Origin of the sequence: Streptomyces sp. NPDC093591, assembly GCF_044764885.1 — a bacterium.
Taxonomy (GTDB): Bacteria; Actinomycetota; Actinomycetes; order Streptomycetales; family Streptomycetaceae; genus Streptomyces.
The window spans coordinates 42,417-62,386 of sequence record NZ_JBIWIY010000012.1 but is presented as its reverse complement, the minus strand read 5'-3'; the positions used below and the strand labels follow the sequence as shown (position 1 = coordinate 62,386).

17 protein-coding genes are annotated in these 19,970 nt (G+C 68.0%); 8 read left to right on the top strand and 9 right to left on the bottom strand.

What is annotated here, in order from left to right:
• Positions 1 to 101: 101 nt before the first annotated feature.
• The 7 genes from ACIREI_RS25275 (at position 102) to trxA (ending at position 9,941) form a co-directional block, all read left to right on the top strand.
• The gene (locus tag ACIREI_RS25275; protein WP_403336909.1) at positions 102 to 2,513 is read left to right on the top strand and encodes a DUF6049 family protein; all 2,412 of its coding nucleotides are present in this window, start codon (positions 102 to 104) and stop codon (positions 2,511 to 2,513) included.
• Between the two features lie 45 nt (positions 2,514 to 2,558).
• Positions 2,559 to 4,823: a murein biosynthesis integral membrane protein MurJ gene (gene murJ / locus ACIREI_RS25270; protein ID WP_403336906.1), complete on the top strand. Its 2,265-nt coding sequence runs from the start codon at positions 2,559 to 2,561 to the stop codon at positions 4,821 to 4,823.
• A 136-nt stretch (positions 4,824 to 4,959) separates the two neighbouring features.
• Positions 4,960 to 6,672, top strand: coding sequence for a protein kinase family protein (locus ACIREI_RS25265; protein ID WP_403336904.1), 1,713 nt, complete (start codon positions 4,960 to 4,962; stop codon positions 6,670 to 6,672).
• A 95-nt stretch (positions 6,673 to 6,767) separates the two neighbouring features.
• Positions 6,768 to 7,505 (top strand): RNA polymerase sigma factor SigM, encoded by a 738-nt coding sequence (gene sigM / locus ACIREI_RS25260; protein WP_403336901.1) that lies wholly within the window; start codon positions 6,768 to 6,770, stop codon positions 7,503 to 7,505.
• Complete coding sequence (locus ACIREI_RS25255) at positions 7,502 to 8,428, top strand: anti-sigma factor family protein (RefSeq protein ID WP_403336898.1); 927 nt, start codon at positions 7,502 to 7,504, stop codon at positions 8,426 to 8,428. The genes sigM and ACIREI_RS25255 overlap by 4 nt, the downstream gene beginning before the upstream one ends.
• 169 nt (positions 8,429 to 8,597) lie before the next feature.
• The gene (gene trxB / locus ACIREI_RS25250) at positions 8,598 to 9,566 is read left to right on the top strand and encodes a thioredoxin-disulfide reductase (RefSeq protein ID WP_403336895.1); all 969 of its coding nucleotides are present in this window, start codon (positions 8,598 to 8,600) and stop codon (positions 9,564 to 9,566) included.
• A 42-nt stretch (positions 9,567 to 9,608) separates the two neighbouring features.
• Positions 9,609 to 9,941, top strand: a complete 333-nt coding sequence (gene trxA / locus ACIREI_RS25245) for a thioredoxin (RefSeq protein ID WP_062707865.1) — start codon at positions 9,609 to 9,611, stop codon at positions 9,939 to 9,941.
• 70 nt (positions 9,942 to 10,011) lie between these two features.
• On the opposite strand, the gene ACIREI_RS25240 is transcribed toward trxA, so the two are convergent.
• From ACIREI_RS25240 to rpmH, 9 genes are all read right to left on the bottom strand, one after another.
• The gene (locus ACIREI_RS25240) at positions 10,012 to 10,629 is read right to left on the bottom strand and encodes a GNAT family N-acetyltransferase (protein WP_062145546.1); all 618 of its coding nucleotides are present in this window, start codon (positions 10,627 to 10,629) and stop codon (positions 10,012 to 10,014) included.
• Positions 10,630 to 10,946: 317 nt separating this feature from the next.
• Entirely contained in the window at positions 10,947 to 12,044 is a 1,098-nt protein-coding gene (locus ACIREI_RS25235) for a ParB/RepB/Spo0J family partition protein (protein ID WP_403336892.1), read from the bottom strand.
• Positions 12,041 to 13,114, bottom strand: a complete 1,074-nt coding sequence (locus ACIREI_RS25230) for a ParA family protein (protein WP_403337390.1) — start codon at positions 13,112 to 13,114, stop codon at positions 12,041 to 12,043. Before ACIREI_RS25230 ends, ACIREI_RS25235 begins: the two co-directional genes overlap by 4 nt.
• 298 nt (positions 13,115 to 13,412) lie before the next feature.
• Positions 13,413 to 14,129 carry a 16S rRNA (guanine(527)-N(7))-methyltransferase RsmG gene (gene rsmG / locus ACIREI_RS25225; protein ID WP_403336889.1) on the bottom strand — a complete coding sequence of 239 codons (717 nt, stop codon included), beginning with the start codon at positions 14,127 to 14,129 and terminating at the stop codon, positions 13,413 to 13,415.
• A gap of 122 nt (positions 14,130 to 14,251) precedes the next feature.
• On the bottom strand, positions 14,252 to 14,764 hold the full coding sequence (locus tag ACIREI_RS25220; protein ID WP_079307551.1) for a R3H domain-containing nucleic acid-binding protein: 513 nt from the start codon (positions 14,762 to 14,764) through the stop codon (positions 14,252 to 14,254).
• Positions 14,765 to 14,779: 15 nt separating this feature from the next.
• Positions 14,780 to 16,048, bottom strand: coding sequence for a membrane protein insertase YidC (yidC, locus tag ACIREI_RS25215; RefSeq protein ID WP_403336886.1), 1,269 nt, complete (start codon positions 16,046 to 16,048; stop codon positions 14,780 to 14,782).
• A gap of 3 nt (positions 16,049 to 16,051) precedes the next feature.
• Positions 16,052 to 16,405: a membrane protein insertion efficiency factor YidD gene (yidD, locus tag ACIREI_RS25210; protein ID WP_128435547.1), complete on the bottom strand. Its 354-nt coding sequence runs from the start codon at positions 16,403 to 16,405 to the stop codon at positions 16,052 to 16,054.
• A complete protein-coding gene (gene rnpA / locus ACIREI_RS25205) occupies positions 16,402 to 16,773 on the bottom strand; it encodes a ribonuclease P protein component (RefSeq protein WP_403336882.1) in 372 nt (123 codons plus the stop codon). Before rnpA ends, yidD begins: the two co-directional genes overlap by 4 nt.
• A gap of 21 nt (positions 16,774 to 16,794) precedes the next feature.
• A complete protein-coding gene (gene rpmH / locus ACIREI_RS25200) occupies positions 16,795 to 16,932 on the bottom strand; it encodes a 50S ribosomal protein L34 (RefSeq protein ID WP_003956500.1) in 138 nt (45 codons plus the stop codon).
• 385 nt (positions 16,933 to 17,317) lie between these two features.
• Between rpmH and dnaA the strand changes: the two genes are divergently transcribed.
• The gene (gene dnaA, locus ACIREI_RS25195) at positions 17,318 to 19,210 is read left to right on the top strand and encodes a chromosomal replication initiator protein DnaA (RefSeq protein ID WP_403336879.1); all 1,893 of its coding nucleotides are present in this window, start codon (positions 17,318 to 17,320) and stop codon (positions 19,208 to 19,210) included.
• The last annotated feature ends 760 nt before the right edge of the window (positions 19,211 to 19,970 follow it).

Below are 19,970 nucleotides of genomic sequence, written 5' to 3'. Positions count from 1 at the left end.
CTTGTGGAGCAGACCGCGGCACTTCCCCTCAGCGCGCATCGTTACCATGCGTGGACGCACATTCCGACGACCACTGACGACGACGAGGGACGGGCGAGCGCGTGGCCGAGGCGGCAGACTTCCAGGGGATGAGTCCCTCACCTGCCCGCCGGTGGCTGCGGCGCACCGGAGCACTGATCGCCGGGGCGCCTCTGCTGGCCGGCCTGCTCCAGCTGCCCGCGGCCACGCCCTCGCACGCCGCCGGGCAGGACTCCCTGAAGGCCGCCTCCGGCTCGGGCACGGTGGCCGTCGCTGTGGACTCGCTCACCCCCTCTGTCCCCGGTGACGGCGACACACTGACCGTGTCCGGCACGGTGACCAACAAGGGCAAGCAGGCGGTCACCGACGCGCAGGTCGACCTGCGCCTGGGGTCCGCGCTGAACACGCGCTCGGACATCGACACGGTCGCCCAGCGCGCCGGCTACCAGGACGGCCTCGACGGGGCACCGGTGGGCGGGAAGTACGTCAAGGAGTTCTCCAAGCTCACTCCGGGCGTCTCCCAGCGCTTCAGCATCTCCGTGCCGGTCGACGATCTGGACCTCGGAAGAGACGGGGTCTACCCGCTCGCCGTCTCCCTGTCCGGCGAGACGTCCGCGCAGCCCTGGGATCAGGTGCTCGGCATCCAGCGGACCTTCCTGCCGTGGCAGCCCGACGGGGCCGACACGAAGACCCGTACGACGGTGCTGTGGCCGCTCATCTCCACCGCGCACATGACCGCGCAGACGGGGTCGAACGAGTCACAGACGCCGGTCTTCGGCAACGACGACCTCGCCAAGGAGATCTCACCCGGCGGCCGCCTGCAGCAGCTCGTGTCGCTGGGCAGGGAGCTCGACGTCACCTGGGTGATCGACCCCGACCTGCTGGCCTCCGTGGATGCGATGACGGACAACTACCGCGTGCAGGGCGAGGGCGACACGACCACGGCGGGCACCCATCAGGCGGTCGCCAACCAGTGGCTGGCCGAGTTGCAGGAGGCGGTGCAGGACAAGGAGGTCGTCGCCCTGCCCTTCGCCGACCCCGACCTGGCCTCACTGGCGCACAACGGCACCAACGTCACCGGCTCGCTGAACCACCTCAAGGAAGCCACCGACGTCGCCGCCGACACGGTCGAGTCCATCCTTCACGTGGAGCCGACCACCGACTTCGCCTGGCCCGTGAACGGCGCCGTCGACCCGTCCATCGTCAAGGTCGCCACCTCCGCCGGCGCGGACAAGGTGATCACCCGCAGCGACAGCCTGGTCGAGACGAGCGGCCTGCCCTACACGCCCTCCGCGGCCCGCCCCATCGGCGGCGGCACGACAGCGGTCGTCGCGGACGCCAGGATGTCCACGTTGTTCCAGGGGAACCTGACAAGAGCGTCGAGTTCGACGCTCGCCGTGCAAAGGTTCCTGGCCCAGAGCCTGGCCCTCAATCTCCAGTCGGACAAGCAGCGCAGCATCGTCGTCGCCCCACAGCGCATGCCGACGGCAAGCCAGGCCCAGGCTATGGCCGAGGCGGTGACGGCACTCCAGGACGGCACGTGGTCCCAGTCCCAGGAGCTCACCGCCGCGGCCACGGCCAAGCCCGACCCCGGCGCCACCACGAAGGTGCCGGCCGCCTCCCGGTACCCCTCCTCGCTGCGCAAGCAGGAGCTGCCGCGATCGGCCTACGAGCAGATCGCGACCACGCAGGACAAGCTCGACAAGTTCAAGGTCATCCTCAGCAAGGAGGCCCGCGTGGTGACGCCCTTCGGGCGTGCCATGAACCGCGAGATGTCCACGTCGTGGCGCAGCCGCTCCGGGGAGGCCGCGGACTATCGCAATGCCGTGGAGGCGTACATCGACTCCCTGGCCGGCCAGGTCACGCTGATCGACAAATCGGAGACCAAGCTCTCCGGCCGCAGCGCCACGATCCCCGTGACGGTGCAGAACAACCTGGTGCAGGGCGTCGAGCACCTGGTGCTCCGGCTCACCTCGAAGAGCCCGAGGCGCCTCGAGATTGATGACGATCGCTTCTCCGAACAGCGCGTCACGGTGTCCGGCGGGCACAGCCAGACGGTGAAGTTCCCCACCTCGGCTCAGGCCAACGGCCAAGCCACGGTGGTCGCCCAGCTGTTCACGGAGGACGGCCAGCCGTACGGCGCACCCGTCACCTTCGACGTGAAGGTCACCGAGTTCACGGCCACCGTGATGCTGGTCATCGGCGGCGGCTTCCTCCTGCTCGTCCTCGCCGGCTTCCGGATGTATACGCAGCGCAAGCGCGCGGCCGCGCGTACGGCAGAGGAGAACGACGCCACGGAGACAAGCGAGGCCGACGGCGGACCGGAGAACCAGGAAGGCCCCGAGGACCGTCTCACGCCCGAGGACTTCCCTGAGGAGGAATCCGGCACCGGTACCCGGGCAGCCGCCCCGGAGCAGCAGCCGAGTGACCTGACACCGGACACCGCAACGGAAAGCGCCGACCCGTCCGGCACGGGTGAGAGAGTGGACCGTTGAGCGATGTCGTGGCCGGTGGGCCCGGGACGATGAGGTGGGGTAGCCATGAACGCGCCGTACGACGGTGACCGCGGCCAGGCCGCGGGCAGCTCGGGGCACCCCGAGGGCCCGCCGCCCGAGCACGGCCAGGTGCCACCGCAGCACCCCGCGGACATGTACCTCCAGGACACCTACGACCAGGACCCCTACCGGGCCCAGGACCTCACCGCCCAGGACCCGGTCGCCGAGGCCTTGTACGACCGTGCCGCCCACCCGCCGCCCCCTCCGGGCACGTACCAGCCGCAGCAGCCGCTGTACGGCCAGCCGCCGCAGTCGCCGTACGCCCCCGACCCGCATGTATGGGCTCAGACCCCGGCGCCCGAGCCGGACAGCCCGAACCAGTACATGCCGTACGGCGACGATCCCCGCACAACCCAGTACGTGGGCGTCGACGACCTCGTCACGCACTCCACCGAGGAGCGCCCCGAGCACGACGCCTTCGCTCACCTCTTCCGCGACCAGCAGCAGGGCGGGCATCCGCAGTACCAGCCGCCGACGGTTCCGGCACCTTCCCAGGCACCGGCCCCAGGCCCGGCTGCGGGGCCGACTGGGGGCTCGTACGAGGCTGCTACGCCGTCTGCCGCGCCCGAGGCGACCGCGGCATCGCCCGCTCCCGCCCCGGCACCTGCCGCGAAGAAGGGCGGGCGGGCCGGCGGGCTGCTGAAGTCGAGCGCTGTGATGGCGGCGGGGACGATGGTCTCCCGCCTCACCGGGTTCGTCCGCTCCATGATGATCGTCTCGGCCCTGGGCCTCGGTCTGCTCGGTGACTCCTTCCAGGTCGCCTACACGCTGCCGACGATGATCTACATCCTGACTGTCGGCGGCGGCCTCAACTCCGTCTTCGTGCCCCAGCTCGTGCGCGCGATGAAGGACGACGAGGACGGCGGCGAAGCGTACGCGAACCGTCTTCTGACCCTGGTGATGGTGGCTCTGGCCGCGCTCACCACTCTGGCGTGGTTCGCCGCGCCGCTCCTGGTCCGTGCACTGTCCAACCCCGTGGCCACGGACCCCGCGGCCAACGAGGTCGCCATCACCTTCACCCGCTTCTTCCTGCCCTCGATCTTCTTCATGGGCGTCCACGTGGTGATGGGCCAGATCCTCAACGCCCGCGGCAGGTTCGGCGCGATGATGTGGACACCGGTCCTGAACAACATCGTCATCATCGTGACGCTCGGCTTGTTCCTCTGGGTGTACGGCACCGCGGAGCACTCCGGTATGAGGGTCACGACCATCCCGCCGGAGGGGCAGAGGCTTCTCGGCGCCGGTGTTCTGCTCGGCCTCGTCGTCCAGGCTCTCGCGATGATCCCGTACCTGCGCGAGACCGGCTTCCGGCTGCGGCTGCGCTTCGACTGGAAGGGGCACGGCCTCGGCAAGGCCGCCATGCTGGCCAAGTGGACGATCCTGTTCGTCCTGGCCAACCAAGCGGGTGCGCTCGTGGTCACCCAGTTGTCCACTTCGGCCGGCATCGACTCCCGCGTCGACGGCACCGGCTACGCCGCCTACGCCAATGCCCAGCTCATCTGGGGCCTCCCGCAGGCCATCATCACCGTCTCTCTGATGGCCGCCCTGCTGCCCCGCATCTCCCGCTCAGCCGCCGAGGACGACGCCGGCGCGGTGCGCGACGACATCTCCCAGGGCCTGCGCACGACGGCGGTCGCGATCGTGCCGCTCGCCTTCGGATTCGTCTCACTCGGCGTCCCGATGTGCACGCTGATGTTCGGCTCCTCGGGCACCAGCGAGGCCACGAACATGGGCTTCATGCTGATGGCCTTCGGGCTCGGCCTGATCCCCTACTCCGTGCAATACGTCGTCCTGCGTGCCTTCTACGCCTACGAGGACACCCGCACGCCCTTCTACAACACGGTCATCGTCGCGGCGGGCAACGCTATCGCTTCAGCCATCTGCTACTTCGTCCTTCCGCCCCGCTGGGCCGTGGTCGGCATGGCCGCCTCGTACGGCCTGGCCTACGCGATCGGCGTCGGTGTCGCCTGGAACCGGCTGCGCAAGAAGCTGGGCGGCGACCTGGACGGCGCCCAGGTGATGCGGACCTACGCGAGACTCTGCATTGCCTCGGTGCCCGCAGCACTGCTGAGCGGTGCGGCCTGCTACGGGATCGCCCGGACCCTCGGTCAGGGCGTCCTCGGCTCCTCCGCCGCCCTGCTGGCGGGCGGAGCCGTGCTCCTCGGCATCTTCTTCGTCGCCGCACGTCGGATGCGCATCGAAGAGCTGAACTCACTGGTCGGCATGGTTCGCGGGCGCCTGGGTCGCTGAAGCTGGGGTATGCGCACAACCATCGTCCGCCACCGTGTGTCGTGCATAGCGGCGGACTGTGGGCACAATTGGTTCGGCGTCGGACGGCGCGCACGGAGTCGTACGGCGCGCAATAGATGGGGAGGCAGGAACGACGGTGGCGGAACGGAGCACGGCTGCCGTCGACGTGGCAGACAACAGCGGCGACGAGCCGCTGACCGCTCAGGCGGACCAGTCCACGGCCGACGGGGTGGCCAAGAATCGGGAGCGGGACACGGACACCGACGAGGCACAGGGGAGTGGCGGGACCGAGGGTCCCGGAAAGGCCTCACCACCCGAGCTGCACAGCGGCCACAAGCTCGCCAGACGCTATCGCCTCGAGGAGTGCGTCACCCGTCTGGACGGTTTCAGCAGTTGGCGTGCGGTCGACGAGAAACTCCGTCGCGCCGTCGGCGTCCACATTCTGCCCGCGGACCATGCGCGGGCCCGTTCCGTGCTGGCCGCGGCCCGCTCCTCCGCGCTGCTCGGTGACCCCCGCTTCGTCCAGGTCCTCGACGCCGTCGAGGAGAACGACCTCGTCTACGTCGTCCACGAGTGGCTTCCCGACGCGACCGAACTGACGACGCTGCTCGCCTCCAGCCCGCTGGAGGCGTACGAGACCTATCAGATGGTCACGCAGGTGTCCGCCGCCATGGCCGCCGCCCACCGCGAGGGCCTGGCCCACCTCCGCCTCAACCCGAACGCCGTACTGCGCACCTCCTCCGGCCAGTGGCGCATCCGCGGCCTCGCGGTGAACGCCGCACTGCGCGGCATCAGCTCCGACACCCCGCAGCGCACCGACACGGAGGCCATCGGCGCGCTGCTGTACGCCGCGCTCACCCAGCGCTGGCCGTACGAGAGCGACGCCTACGGCCTGTCCGGGCTGCCCAAGGACGTCGGCCTGATCGCCCCCGACCAGGTGCGTGCCGGCGTCCACCGTGGTCTTTCCGAGCTCACCATGCGTGCGCTGGTCAACGATGGCGCGACCGCGTCCCGGCACGAGTCCGCGTGCGCGACGCCGGAGGAGTTGGTGAAGGCGATCGGCGAGATGCCCCGCATCCGTCCGCCGGAGCCGTCGTTCACGGCCCCACCGGAGTACCAGCGCACGACGTACCAGCAGGGCACGTACGGCCGCCAAGCCCAGCATCCTGGCGCCACCCAGCCGGTCCCGACCCCGCCGCCCCCACTGCAGAGCCGCACGGGCAAGGCCCTGAAGTGGGCCGTCTCGGCCCTTCTGATCGCCGCTCTCGGCCTTGGCAGCTGGCAGCTGGCCGATGCGCTCATGGACCAGGGTGGCAAGTCCGAGGACAACAACCAGACGCAGACGACGGATGAGGACGGCGGCGACAAGCCCGCTGCGCCCCTGAAGCAGGTCCCGATCGACAGTGTGCAGGAGTTCGCGCCGAGCGGGTCCGGGATACAGGAGGACGAGGTCCAACTCGCCGTCGACGGCAAGGCGGACACCGCGTGGGTCACCCCGCAATACCGGGGATACCCCAACTTCGGGAACCTGCCGCAGCGCAAGGAGGGCAGTGGACTGATCCTGGACCTCGGAAGCGTCAAGAACGTGTCCCGCCTCGACATCACCATGTATCGCAGCGGGCAGACCGCCGAGGTGCTGGCAGCGGATGCCGATGCCTCGGCTCCCACATCCCTGAGTGAATTCTCCCAGCGGTTGACCAAGCTGTCGTCCACCGGCTCGAGCCTCCAGGTCGAACTGAAGAAGCCGATCCGTACCCGGTACGTTCTCATCCACATTACGGAACTGCCGGAAGACGGGTCTGCGGATCTGTTCCGCGGTGGCATCTCGGAGGTCGAGATCAAGGGCTGACGGAAGCCAAGGCTCGCGATGTGCCTGAGGGCCTGCGCTCAGGACTTTCTCCACGATGCCGCGAACTCGCCTAGAGTTGCCCACGGGAGGGGCCGATGGCAGAGGACGCCGGATACGGCGATGCAAGCGACCAGCACCTTCTCGCCTGCCATGTAAAAGGCGACCCCGATGCCTTCGGTGAGCTCGTACGCCGTCACCGCGACCGGCTCTGGGCGGTGGCGCTGCGGACGCTCGGTGACCGCGAGGAGGCCGCTGACGCCGTCCAGGACGCCCTCGTTTCCGCCTACCGGGCCGCCCACACCTTCCGAGGCCAGTCGGCCGTCACGACCTGGCTGCACCGGATCACGGTGAACGCCTGCCTGGACCGCGCCCGCAAGGCCGCCTCCCGGAAGACCTCCCCCGTCGACGACACCGAGCGCCTGGAGCAGTTGCTGGAGCCCCACGAGGAGGCATCGGCTCCCGCAGAGCGCAACGATCTGCACCGCCAGCTCCTGGAGGCCCTCGGCACGCTCCCGCCGGACCAGCGCGCGGCGCTCGTTCTGGTGGACATGCAGGGCTACCCGGTCGCGGAAGCAGCCCGGGTCCTCGATGTACCGACCGGCACGGTCAAGAGTCGATGCGCACGCGGCAGAGCCAGACTGCTGCCTCTACTCACTCATCTACGGCCGGAAAGTGCCGGTGGTGGCAAGGACCCCGGCGGGAGGCGGAACCGGACGCAGGGGACATCCGTCCCACCGGCAGCGGGTCCACAGACCACGGAGCAAGCCACGGAGCCGCGCGATACCGGGCCGAGTGATTCAGCTGCAGTGAAGGGCGGAGGTGGGCGAGCGTGACTTCCACGACAGACACGGCCGGGCACCCGGACGTCGCCGAGCTCTCCGACCTCACCGAGGGCCTTCTCCCCCCGGCCAGGACCGCAGATGTACGGCGGCATCTGGACGAGTGCGAGCTGTGCGCGGACGTCCACGCATCACTTGAGGAGATCCGGGGACTGCTCGGCACGCTACCCGGACCGACGCGCATGCCCGCCGATGTCGCGGGACGGATCGACGCGGCCCTCGCCGCAGAGGCGCTGCTCAACGCCACGGCGCCCGATGACGTCGACCAGCCAAAGCTCTCCGGCGCCGCCCGCTCGGTCTCGGGAGCGGACGACAGCACGCATGTTTCACGTGAAACATCGGTAACGACAGACCGTCCGGCAGGCCGTGCCCGCTCCTCGACCACCGGCCCTGGCCGCAAGGACCGCAAGAAGGTCGGCCGACGCAAGGTCGCGGTTCTCAGCGCCGCATTCACGGCCGCCGCCCTGGGTCTCGGCTCTGTGCTGCTGACCTCGCTGATGGGGGGCGGAGGGGCCGGTCCATCGGCCGGCGGCGGGCAGACCTCCGCAGACACCTTCTCCGCAGCGAAACTGGAGAAACAGGTCTCCGATCTCCTCGCCAAGCGCGAGAGCTCCCCAGGTAGCTCCCGCGCTCCGGAACGGAGCCTGGGCGTGGAAGGCGGGCCCGACACCAAGAGCCCCCACGTCCTGCGTGAGATCACGGTGCCCGAGTGTGTCAGGAAGGGCATCGGCCGGGATGACGCGGCGCTCGCCACTGAGGAAGGCGTCTACGAGGGGAAGGACGCTCTGCTCGTCGTGCTGCGCGATGCCTCTGACGTCACCCGGGTCACCGCCTACGTCATGGACGCGACGTGTGTGAAGCAGCCGTCATCGACCACGGCCAAGGTTCTCCTGAAGGACTCCTACGCACGCTCCTGAGAAGTCGGCGCTTCGTCTCCCTCAGGCGTGACAACTCCTACAGTGTGGCGTCACCGTGTGCCCGGACACAGTGGGAATGCGCGCCCCTTAGGATCCGTTGGGTGGGGTGAGAGTTCTGAAAGGCGCTCCCCCGGTCCGACGACGCAGTCCAGAGACGAGGAATCAAGCCGTGAGCGACGTCCGTAACGTGATCATCATCGGCTCCGGGCCCGCCGGCTACACGGCGGCGCTCTACACCGCGCGCGCGTCGCTGAAGCCGCTCGTGTTCGAGGGGGCCGTCACCGCCGGCGGTGCGCTCATGAACACGACCGAGGTGGAGAACTTCCCGGGCTTCCAGGACGGCATCATGGGCCCCGAGCTCATGGACAACATGCGGGGCCAGGCGGAGCGCTTCGGAGCCGAGCTCGTCCCGGACGACATCGTCAACGTCGACCTGAGCGGTGAGATCAAGACCGTCACGGACACCGCGGGCACGGTTCACCGAGCGAAGGCCGTCATCGTCGCCACCGGCTCGCAGCACCGCAAGCTTGGTCTGCCGAACGAGGACGCGCTCTCCGGCCGCGGTGTCTCCTGGTGTGCCACCTGCGACGGCTTCTTCTTCAAGGACCAGGACATCGCCGTCATCGGCGGCGGCGACACCGCGATGGAGGAGGCCACCTTCCTCTCCCGCTTCGCCAAGTCCGTGACCATCGTCCACCGCCGTGACACCCTGCGCGCCTCCAAGGCGATGCAGGACCGCGCCTTCGCCGACCCGAAGATCAAGTTCGTCTGGGACAGCGAGGTGGCCGAAGTCCAGGGCGAGCAGAAGCTCTCCGGCCTGAAGCTGCGCAACGTCAAGACCGGCGAGCTCTCGGACCTGGCGGTCACCGGCCTGTTCATCGCGATCGGCCACGACCCGCGAACCGAGTTGTTCAAGGGCCAGCTGGAGCTGGACGAGGAGGGCTACCTCAAGGTCGACGCGCCCTCCACGCGGACCAACCTGACCGGTGTCTTCGGCGCCGGCGACGTGGTGGACCACACCTACCGCCAGGCCATCACCGCGGCCGGCACCGGCTGCTCCGCCGCCCTCGATGCCGAGCGCTTCCTCGCCGCCCTCGCGGACGAGGAGAAGGCCGAGCCCGAGAAGACCTCTGTCTGACCCCCACCCACCCCACCACGCACCAAAGTTAAGGAGCCCGCCGTGGCCGGCACCCTGAAGAACGTGACCGATGACTCCTTCGAGCAGGACGTCCTCAAGAGCGACAAGCCCGTCCTGGTGGACTTCTGGGCCGCCTGGTGCGGACCGTGCCGCCAGATCGCGCCGTCCCTCGAGGCGATTGCCGCCGAGTACGGTGACAAGATCGAGATCGTCAAGCTGAACATCGACGAGAACCCGGGTACGGCCGCCAAGTACGGCGTCATGTCCATCCCGACGCTGAACGTCTACCACAACGGCGAGGTCGCCAAGACCATCGTCGGCGCCAAGCCGAAGGCCGCGATCGTGCGCGACCTCGAGGACTTCATCGCCGAGTGACGTTTCACGTGAAACACGAATGGGCCAACCCTGATGGGTTGGCCCATTCGCTTTGAGGGGGCAGCTCGCTCTACAGCGGCCTCAGCGCCGGTTCCTTCTGCACTGCTCCCAGAAGCCGGTCGATCGCCATCTCCACGTCTTCCTTCCAGGACAGGGTCGTCCGCAGCTCCAACCGCAAGCGCGGAGAGGTGGGGTGAGGGCGAACTGTCTTGAAGCCCACGGCCAGCAGATGGTCCGCAGGAAGAACACACGCAGGCTCTTTCCAGCGCGCGTCTCCGAAGGCCTCGATCGCCTTGAAGCCCCGCCGCAGTAGATCCTTGGCGACCGTCTGGACCATCACCCGCCCCAGCCCCTGACCCTGGTAGCCCGGCATGATGAACGCGGTCATCAACTGCACCGCGTCCGGTGAGACGGGGCTCGTGGGGAAGGCCGTCGAGCGCGGGACGTAAGCAGGTGGGGCGTACAGCACGAAGCCGACCGGTACATCGTCGACGTAGACGACCCGACCGCAGGAGCCCCAGTCCAGCAGGACGGCCGAGATCCAGGCTTCCTTCTCCAGAGCTGCAGTGCCGGCTTTTACCGCGGCTTCACCGCTGACCGGGTCCAACTCCCAGAAGACACACGCCCGACAGCGCTTGGGAAGGTCCTGAAGGTTGTCCAGCGTGAGCGGTACGAGCCGACGGCCCATGAAGGCTGTTCCTCGCTTCCTTCGCCCGCGGCGTCGCGAGCGGCTGTCAGGGCGCTCCGTTCCCTGAGCAGGCTGCCGACGAACCCGCCGACCGCGCCCAGCCCAAGGCCCGCGCTCACCAGTCCGGTGCGGCTCACCATTCGCATGGACCCCGCCTCCCCTAAGAGGTCTGCCAGGTGGATGCGCCATACCAGAACGCATCGTATCCATGATGCGATTCCATCGATACCGTCAGAAAGCAAAGAGCGGGCCGTGTTCCGGTACACACCGGACACGGCCCGCGTGGGTAGGCCGGGAAGCAAAACCGGCCTGCCGCCTCAGGCTTCGGCTTCCTCCGCGTCATCGTCGAGGAGACTCTTCTGAAGAGCCAGCCTCTCGCCCGGAGCGAGCGTGCTGAGGATCCTCTCGAGGTCCTCCGGGGAGGCGAACTCGACGGTGATCTTGCCCTTCTTCTGGCCCAGTTCGACCTTCACCCGAGTCTCGAAGCGATCCGAGAGCCGGGTCGCGAGATCGGACAGCGCGGGGGAGGGAACCGAGCCGGCCCGCGGCCCCCTGGAACGCTGGGTCTTCTGCGGCCGGGAGCCCATCAAGGTCACGATCTCCTCGACGGACCGGACCGAAAGCCCCTCGGCCACCACCCGGTACGCCAGCCGCTCCTGCTCCTCCGGATCCTCGACGGAGAGGAGTGCCCTCGCATGCCCGGCGGAGAGCACTCCGGCGGCGACCCGGTTCTGCACCTTCGGCGAGAGCTTCAGCAGGCGCAGGGTGTTGGAGACCTGCGGACGGGAACGGCCGATACGGTCCGCCAGCTGGTCATGCGTGCAGTTGAAGTCCTTCAGCAGCTGATCGTAGGCGGCCGCCTCTTCGATCGGATTCAGCTGAGCACGGTGCAGGTTCTCCAGGAGGGCATCCAGGAGGAGCTTCTCGTCGTCCGTGGCCCGCACGATCGCAGGGATCGCATCAAGGCCGGCCTCACGGCAGGCCCGCCAGCGCCGCTCACCCATGATGAGCTCGTACTGTGCGGGGCCGATCTGCCGCACGACGATCGGCTGGAGGAGACCGACCTCCTGGATGGAGGTGACGAGTTCCTGCAAGGCGTCATCGTCGAAGACCTCACGCGGCTGCCGCGGGTTCGGCTTGATCGCATCGAGGGGGATCTCCGCGAAGTGGGCGCCCATGGGAGGCGCAGGCGTCTCCACGGCGCCGTTCAGCGACGGCTCCTCGGTTTCATGTGAAACAGGCGGCAGTGTGGCCACCTTCGCCGCGGCCACCCCGCGCTCTGTCAGCACCGGGACAGCGGCCGGGGACGGGGAGGCAGCACCCCCCACCGCAGCCGGGGCCACCGTCTTCTCTGTCGGTGCAGCAGGGATCAGTGCGCCGAGACCACGACCCAAACCCCTCCGTCGCTCGCTCACTGGATCCCCTCCACCATGCTCGGGTTGCTCTGGGCGCCGATATGGGCGTGCGTCGGGTCGTAACTGACGCCAACACCCCTCAGCGCGATTTCTCGTGCCGCCTCAAGATAGGACAGGGCACCGCTCGATCCCGGATCGTAGGTCAGCACCGTCTGTCCATAGCTCGGCGCCTCGGAGATACGAACCGAGCGGGGAATGCTCGTCCGAAGCACCTCGTCGCCGAAGTGATTGCGCACCTCGTCCGCGACCTGGGACGCGAGCCGGGTCCGGCCGTCGTACATGGTCAGCAGGATCGTCGAGACGTGCAGGGCGGGGTTGAGGTGCCCCCGCACCAGGTCGACGTTGCGCAGCAGCTGACCGAGGCCCTCCAGCGCGTAGTACTCGCACTGGATCGGGATCAGGACCTCCTGCCCGGCCACCAACGCATTGACCGTCAGCAGGCCGAGCGAGGGCGGGCAGTCGATGAGGATGTAGTCCAGCGGCTGCTCGTAGGCCTGGATGGCCCGCTGCAGTCGGCTCTCACGCGCCACCAGGGACACCAGCTCGATCTCCGCACCGGCGAGATCGATCGTGGCGGGGGCACAGAAGAGTCCCTCGACGTCGGGGACCGGCTGGACAACTTCCGCGAGCGGCTTGCTCTCGACCAACACGTCGTAGATGGAAGGCACTTCGGCGTGATGGTCGATCCCCAGGGCTGTGGACGCGTTGCCCTGCGGGTCGAGGTCAATGACCAGCACACGGCTGCCATGAAGGGCCAGCGACGCGGCAAGATTGACGGTCGTTGTCGTCTTGCCCACGCCCCCCTTCTGGTTGGCGACCACCATCACGCGGGTCTGCTCGGGCCGTGGCAGGCCCTCGCCGGCGCGGCCTAGAGCTTCCACCGCCAGTTGGGCAGCACGACCGATGGGAGTGTCGTCCATCGGGGGCGGTGTTTCACGTGAAACATCCTCCCCCATCGACTCGGTACGGGGACCGGGGACCGGATCGGTCATCGGTCCCGCGATGTTGGCGTCGGACCGCAAGGATTCACTCTCCTCGACTTCAGGCTCGCAATGAACAGAGCCTCCCATGTCTTCGGGGTCGTGAACCAGTGAGGCCTGTTGTTCTGTGGAGAAATCCACCTCTGTGGACAACTCCGTGCCCCTCAAGGGGGACGGAGCGTCATCGGAAGCAGCTCCTCCAAGGGATCCGAGGGGCTTTCGGTCGCGGGGTTCGGCCGCAGCGCGGCCGCGACTGATGATGCCGTGCAGCAGTGAGCGACGTTTCACGTGAAACACGATGCACAGCAGCCCTGGCTGAACTGTCGCGACACTCCGGCGTGCGTAGGTTTGCCAGCTTGTGTGGAGTACGTCTCGTCGTCAGGACGGATCAGCGTCGCCGACGCGCGCGACCCGTCCTGGCCGCCTTCGCCCTCTTCGCAGCGAAGCGCACACCGCCCGGGCTCTCCCCGACCTCGACGCGCACGACCGTGGACATCGGGTCCACCACGCCCTCCCCGACATGGAGGATCGACGTCTCTACCGCGCCCAGCTTGCTCAGAGCCGTCGCCGCGCTCTTCAGCTCCTCTTCCGCCGTGTCGCCCTTGAGGGCGAGCATCTCACCGTAGGGACGCAACAGCGGAATGCCCCAGGTGGCCAGCCGGTCCAGCGGTGCCACCGCACGCGCGGTGACGACATGCACCGGCGTCAGCTTCCCCATGACCTCTTCGGCACGACCACGGACGACCGTCACATGATCCAGGCCCAGCAACTCCACGACCTCCGTCAGGAAGTTCGTACGGCGCAGCAGGGGCTCCAGGAGCGTGATCTTCAGGTCCTCGCGCACGAGCGCCAGGGGAATGCCGGGTAGTCCGGCACCCGAACCGACATCGCACACCGTCACGCCCTCAGGCACGACCTCGGAGAGCACCGCGCAATTCAGGAGATGCCGCTCCCACAAGCGGGGCACCTCACGCGGGCCGATCAGGCCGCGCTGCACACCCGCCTCGGCGAGCAGTTCGGCGTAGCGGACCGCATCAGCGTAGCGATCGCCGAACACCTCACGCGCCTGCTCAGGCGCAGGGGGGAGCTCCGCTGCCTCCGTCACGGGGACCGTCCTTCCGTACCGCCGGCGCCCGGGCGCCGGCCACCAGAACCACCAGAACTATCAGGCTGACAAAGTTCGGCCCCGCCTGCGGGCAGACGGGGCCGGGGGAACGTACGGGCCGATCAGGCAGGAAGCACGACGACGAACCGCTGCGGCTCCTCGCCCTCGGACTCGCTGCGCAGGCCCGCGGCCTTGACCGCGTCGTGCACGACCTTGCGCTCGAACGGCGTCATCGGCTTCAGCTTCACGGGCTCACCGGAGCTCTTGACCTCGGCGGCGGCCTTGGCACCGAGCTCAGACAGCTCGGCACGCTTCTTGGCCCGGTAGCCCGCGATGTCCAGCATGAGCCGGCTGCGGTCTCCGGTCTCCCGGTGCACGGCCAGACGCGTGAGCTCCTGCAGCGCCTCCAGCACCTCGCCGTCACGCCCGACCAGCTTCTGCAGGTCTCGGCTCCCCGCGTCGCTGATGATCGAGACAGCGGCGCGGTCAGCCTCGACGTCCATGTCGATGTCGCCGTCGAGATCGGCGATGTCGAGCAGACCCTCGAGGTAGTCCGCCGCGATCTCACCCTCCTGCTCCAGGCGGGTCAGGGTGTCTGCACCCTCGGCAGCGGCGGAGGTGGTGCCTTCCGTCACGGGATGGGCTCCTTCTTACTTCTTGGACGGGGACTTGGGGCGCTGCGGGCCGCCCTTGCGCTGCCCGGACTGGGCCTTGCTGCGGGCGCCGCCGCCGGGCTTCTGCGCGGCCTTCTTGGCGCCCTCGGGCTTGACGTCCTCGGGCTCGTCGGACTTCTTCAGCGACGTCGGCTCACCGGCCTGCTTCGGACCGCCACCCTGACGCTGGGACTTGCTCTGCCGCTTCGGCTGCTGACGCTTGGGAGCGGCAGCGGTGGTCGGCGTACCGTCCTCGGTCACGGTGGCAACAGCGCCCTCGCTCTTCACCACGGTGCCATCGGCCTGCGCCGCGAGACCGGCCTTGTTCAGTCCGTTGATGAACTTGCGCTCGTACTCGTTGCGGTCGCGGCCCTTGGCCACGATGGCCTTGACGATGGCGCGCTCGCCGCGGCCGCGGGTCTTGCCGTGGTGCGTGACGTGCTTGGTCAGGCGCTCCAGGTACGCGGCCTGAGCCGTGGAACCCGGGGTCGGGTTGTTGCGGATGACGTACATCTGCTGGCCCATGGTCCACACGTTGGTGGTCAGCCAGTAGACGAGAACACCGACGGGGAAGTTGATGCCGAAGACGGCGAACATGATGGGGAAGACGTACATCAGCATCTTCTGCTGCTGCATGAACGGCGTCTTCACCGTCGTGTCGACGTTCTTCGTCATCAGCTGGCGCTGCGTGTAGAACTGCGACGCCGACATCAGGATGATCATGACCGCGGTGACGATGCGGACCGTGGTCAGCGAGGCTTCGAGATCCGCGACGGCCGAGGAGCTATCGGTGAACTTCGCGGCCAGCGGGGCACCGAAGATGTGCGCCTTCTGCGCGCTCTGCAACAGACTCTGGTTGATGACACCGATGGTGTCGTTGTTCGCGATGCTGTTGAGCACGTGGTACAGGGCGAAGAAGAACGGCGACTGCGCCAGGATGGGAAGGCACGAGGAGAGCGGGTTGGTACCCGTCTCCTTGTACAGCTTCATCATCTCTTCGGACTGACGCTGCTTGTCGTTCTTGTAGCGCTCCTGGATCTTCTTCATCTCCGGCTGGAGCGTCTGCATGGCCCGGGTCGCCTTGATCTGCTTCACGAAGAGCGGAATCAGGCAGATACGGATCAGAATCACCAGGGACACGATGGACAGGCCCCAGGCCCACCCGGTGTCATCGCCGAAGAGAGCGCCGTACACCTTGTGGAACTGGACGATGACCCAGGAAACGGGTGTCGTGATGAAGCTGAAGAGGCTGGCAATCGTGTCCACTAATCATGCTCCTTGGACATGGGACGGGGTCTCTGCGGCCGGGCTCGGAGGGACTTTCCCTTCGGTGGCCGTTTCGGCGGCGGAGTGCCCGCCCTTGCGTGCGCGCCAAGCGTTGCGCAGCATCTCGTGCCACCGAGGACGCTTACGCGGCGGGACATGGTCCACCCCGCCCAGCGACCACGGATTGCACCGCAGGATGCGCCAGGCGGTGAGCGCCGTGCCCTTGATCGCACCGTGCCGGTCGATGGCCGTATAGCCGTAGTGAGAGCACGACGGGTAGTACTTGCACACCGGCCCGAGCAGCGGACTGATCGTCCACTGGTACAGCTTGATCAGAGCCAGCAGCGGGTACTTCATCGCGCGCCCCCTCCCAGCAGCCGCTGCAGAGCGGCATCCAGGTCTTGGGCCAGCTGTGCATGGTCGGCGTCACCCGCACCGGGCAGCGCTCGTACGACTACCAGGCTACCGGGGGGCAACTGGTCGACTCGATCGCGCATCAGATGACGAAGCCTGCGCTTCACCTTGTTCCGCACGACCGCGCCGCCCACTGCCTTGCTCACGACGAAACCCGCACGCGTCGGGGGAGCGCTCTCCCCAGGCGCGTGCGGGTCCGTGGCACCGCTACGAAAGTGGACGACGAGGTGCTGGCGTCCTGCCCTGCGTCCTCGTCGAACCGCGGTCGCGAAGTCCTCGCGCCGCCTCAGCCGGTTCTCGGTGGGCAGCACGACGTCATGACCTGACCGGGATCAGGCGGACAGACGGGCGCGACCCTTGCTACGGCGGGACGCGAGAATCGCGCGGCCGGCACGGGTGCGCATACGCAGCCGGAAGCCGTGGGTCTTCGCGCGACGACGGTTGTTCGGCTGGAAGGTGCGCTTGCTCACTCGGGGGCTCCAGAAATAAATCGGTAGTTGCGGGGTGCCGTCCTGGCTGTCACCGTGCGCCCACGAGTAGCTCGCAGTAACGCCCGAGTGCACCGCTTCCCGATCACCGAAACGCGATCTGTGCCCATCGGAGGCAGGCGGCAGCAGCCATCGACAACTCGACCTGGTTACGGTACGCGCGGCTGCGCCATCCGGTCAAACCAGCGGTCACCGGGAGACACTATCCACAGGCTGGGGACAACAACTTGAACCGCACCCGTCGCCCTGACTACCGTGGCTGAACTCCGATTCGTTCCCTTGTCCCCTTGAATCTGGGTCCACCCGATTTGAATCCCGACCCGTCCCACCATCACACGTTCGTGGGACCCGTGAGAGAGCGTGCCCTGTGGCTGACGTACCTGCCGATCTTGCCGCAGTGTGGCCACGAGTACTGGAGCAGCTCCTCGGTGAGGGCCGCGGACAGGGGGTCGAGGCGAAGGACGAACACTGGATCCGGCGCTGCCAGCCGCTCGCGCTGGTCGCCGACACCGCCCTGCTCGCCGTACCCAATGAATTCGCGAAGGGCGTACTGGAGGGCCGTCTGGCCCCGATCGTCAGCGAGACCCTGAGCCGCGAATGCGGCCGTCCCATCCGCATCGCGATCACCGTCGACGACTCCGCCGGCGAACCCCCGGCCCCGCCGGCGCCCCCTGCCCCGCCCCAGCCCCGCTACGAGGAACCGGAGCTCCCCTCGTACGACGGCTACGGCCGCCGCCGCGCCGACGACCACCGGTCCGGCGGCTCCAACGACCCCCTGCCCACAGCCCGCCCGGCCTACCCGAGCGAGTACCAGCGCCCCGAGCCCGGCCCCGGCAGCTGGCCGCGCCCGACGCAGGACGACTACGGCTGGCAGCAGCAACGGCTCGGCTTCCCGGAGCGGGACCCGTACGCATCGCCGTCGCAGGACTCCTATGCACAGGACTCGTACGCACAGGACTCCTACGGCCCACCCTCCCAGGACTACCGCCCGCAGCCCATGGAGCGGCCGTCGTACGACGGACACCGTCCCGACTACGAGCAGCAGCGGCCCGACTACGACCAGCCGCGCGGCGACTACGACCGTGACGGCCGTCGCGAGCTGCCCGAGCCGCCCCCGGGCTCCGGCCATGTGCACCGCGGCGGCCCCGTCGGCGCGAACCTGCCCACCACCGGCGCCCCCGGCCCCCTGGCCGCCCAGCCCGCGCCGGCGCCCGGGCCCAACGAACCGACCGCGCGTCTGAACCCGAAGTACCTCTTCGACACGTTCGTCATCGGCGCCTCCAACCGCTTCGCCCACGCGGCCGCGGTCGCCGTCGCCGAAGCACCCGCGAAGGCCTACAACCCCCTGTTCATCTACGGGGAGTCGGGCCTGGGCAAGACGCACCTGCTGCACGCGATCGGACACTACGCGCGAAGCCTGTACCCCGGCACGCGCGTGCGGTACGTGAGCTCGGAGGAGTTCACCAACGAGTTCATCAACTCCATCCGCGACGGCAAGGGCGACAGCTTCCGCAAGCGCTACCGCGAGATGGACATCCTGCTCGTCGACGACATCCAGTTCCTGGCGGACAAGGAGTCGACGCAGGAGGAGTTCTTCCACACCTTCAACACGCTCCACAACGCCAACAAGCAGATCGTGCTCTCCAGCGACCGGCCGCCCAAGCAGCTGGTCACGCTGGAGGACCGGCTGCGGAACCGTTTCGAGTGGGGTCTGATCACCGACGTCCAGCCGCCCGAGCTGGAGACGCGTATCGCGATCCTCCGCAAGAAGGCGGTCCAGGAGCAGCTCAACGCCCCGCCGGAGGTGCTGGAGTTCATCGCCTCCCGGATCTCGCGCAACATCCGCGAGCTGGAGGGCGCGCTGATCCGGGTGACGGCGTTCGCGTCGCTCAACCGGCAGCCGGTGGACCTGGGCCTGACCGAGATCGTCCTCAAGGACCTCATCCCCGGCGGCGACGACGCGACGCCGGAGATCACCTCGACGGCCATCATGAGCGCGACCGCCGACTACTTCGGCCTCACGGTCGAGGATCTGTGCGGCAGCTCGCGCGGCCGCCAGCTCGTCACGGCCCGCCAGATCGCCATGTACCTGTGCCGCGAGCTGACCGACCTGTCGCTGCCGAAGATCGGCGCGCTGTTCGGCGGCCGCGACCACACCACGGTGATGCACGCCGACCGCAAGATCCGCAATCTGATGGCCGAGCGGCGCTCCATCTACAACCAGGTCACCGAGCTGACCAACCGCATCAAGAACGGCTGACACAGACAGAGCCACGACGTCGAGGGCGCCCCCGGGACGAGTTCCCGGGGGCGCCCTTCTTCGTCCCGCGGCCACCCGCTGTTCGATTACCTGCCGCGTTACGGTCTCTCTCCACAGATTCGGTGACTTTTTCCCGTCCACATCCTGGGGACTGGGAAGTTGTCCAGATCGTGTCCACAGCTCCCTGGGTCGGGAGACCATCAAGCGAGGTCAGGCGCCTGTGGATTGGTGGACGAAGGATCTCCACAGACTGTGGACAGCGCGTCGATCCACAGGCTGTGCATGAAGTTGTCCACCGACAACCCACAGGCTGAGGATGGTTGTCCCCAGTGATCCCCAGCTTCTCCACATCGCTGTCCACTGTTCGGCAACGCGACGCGCCTCCTCACCGTGTCGAGTGAAAGCCGTCACATGGAGATGCCGGGTTGGGCTGTGGGAAAGGTGGGTAAAGCTGGGGACGGCACTGGGGAGAAGTCGCCCCAGCCTGTGCACGGCGTGTGCAGAACTTTCCGTTCTCCACAGAGACGCCCAGTTGTCCACCGCCTCCGCCCACAGGGCCCGTGGACAAAATTTCCCGCCTGACCTGCGAAAACAGGGTTATCCACGGTTTCCACAGGCCCTACTACTACTCCCAACTAGAGAGAGCTGGGAATCCGTTTCGAAGAGGGCCCTGTGCACAACTCGCTGCTCGGCTCCCGGCTGCCCCTCGTCACGACTTGACCCCGAGAGGCACCTACTGTCAGTGGGGTGCGTCAGACTG

Excerpts from the sequence above, each read along its gene's own strand:
- murJ (WP_403336906.1), top strand. The coding sequence starts at position 2,559 with ATGAACGCGCCGTACGACGGTGACCGCGGCCAGGCCGCGGGCAGCTCG.
- sigM (WP_403336901.1), top strand. The coding sequence starts at position 6,768 with ATGGCAGAGGACGCCGGATACGGCGATGCAAGCGACCAGCACCTTCTC.
- ACIREI_RS25240 (WP_062145546.1), bottom strand. The coding sequence starts at position 10,629 with ATGGGCCGTCGGCTCGTACCGCTCACGCTGGACAACCTTCAGGACCTT.
- ACIREI_RS25230 (WP_403337390.1), bottom strand. The coding sequence starts at position 13,114 with ATGGGAGGCTCTGTTCATTGCGAGCCTGAAGTCGAGGAGAGTGAATCC.
- yidD (WP_128435547.1), bottom strand. The coding sequence starts at position 16,405 with ATGAAGTACCCGCTGCTGGCTCTGATCAAGCTGTACCAGTGGACGATC.